The following is a 1,266-nucleotide window of genomic DNA, read 5'->3' as shown; positions in this document are numbered from 1 at the left end:
CCCGCACCTTCCCGCATATGCTTGCGGCGAGCGGTATCAGTCCAGGGCATGTGCTTCCTCCATCGTCTCGACAACGACGCTGAATCACAACCTACTGATATCGCTCAACCACTTTTCGCTCGGGCTCTAATCAACTATGAAAGTGAGCGTGGAGCAGATTCGCGAGCGGCATGAGGCTGTAGAGGCCAGGCGCCGCCACTATGAGTGGAAGTCGGAGCAGCCTGGCCGCTTGGCTCTCCATGAGGTCTGGCGTCACGCGTATCTCGCGCGGCCCTACCTACTCGGGGCGCCAGAGGACCGGGTGGCTGAGCGCTTCTGCAACATCTTTATGAACGCCATGGAGGTCAGTCCGCAAGGCCAGATCACGATGGTCGCGATGTCGGAGACCGACGAATACATGCAGGTCTTCACCCATATGCTCGAGGAATACGGGGCAAGACGAAATGGCATGCCGCCTGACGAGGTGATCGGCAGGGCGCGTGCGCCGCTGCTCAAATATTTCGAGAAGGGGACGCCGGTCGGTGTAACGCTCTTTGAAGGCTACTCGACCCCGACAGGGCCTATCCTCGTCAAATATGGCAAGCGCCAGTTCCTCGAACCGATGTTTAAGCATGGCGAGATGAGGATCGCTAACGCGGGACTCTATAACGACGCAAACCTCCTCAGCGCTGTCCGCGACGACGAGACCAGCCGGACGTTCTTCATTCCCACTTGGCGGGAGCGGATGGAGAATCGGACGTATTTAGATGTCCAAGGGCACCGCTTTGAGTTCAACGACGACGACATCGTCCTGCCCCTCGTGTTCGATGACTATTTTCTCGTCAGCCTTTGCGAACACATCCACTATCGGATGCCGACGGACTTTGAGGCCGACGCGGCGATCGTGATCCACGATCCCATTCGTTTCAAGCAGCGGCTGATCTCTACCTTCCTCGCATCGAACCCGGACTACGAGCCGATGGAAGGCAGCGTGATCTATTACGATCCGTACCGAGATTATTCGAAGTTCAGGGTGCCCGAAATGGCGAAGCACTTCGGGTACGCCTACCAAAAGGAGGCACGGATTGTCTTCCGGCCAAAGCGCAGGCCGTCGGCTCCGTTGAAGCCCGTCTTTCTCTCGATTGGGCCAATGTTGGACTGTAAGCGGTGTTTCGCGCCCACCTTGCGCTGGCGGGTGTCAGCGTTGAATTTCCGCGCCCTGACGTAAGTTGAGGCGCTACTCCTATGATTATCTCGGGTGACGATCCTGTGAGCAAGGGTGCTCGG

Annotated in this window: 1 protein-coding gene; it reads left to right on the top strand. The window is 57.9% G+C overall.

Annotated elements, in window-relative coordinates; all coding sequences use genetic code 11:
- The first annotated feature begins 136 nt into the window (after positions 1–136).
- Entirely contained in the window at positions 137–1,207 is a 1,071-nt protein-coding gene (locus tag LDN95_RS23035) for a hypothetical protein (protein WP_226019830.1), read from the top strand.
- Positions 1,208–1,266 lie beyond the last annotated feature (59 nt).

This window comes from Novosphingobium sp. FKTRR1 (genome assembly GCF_020404405.1).
GTDB lineage: Bacteria > Pseudomonadota > Alphaproteobacteria > Sphingomonadales > Sphingomonadaceae > Novosphingobium.
The sequence above is the reverse complement of the archived record's forward strand: the minus strand, read 5'-3'. Positions and strand labels throughout refer to the sequence as shown.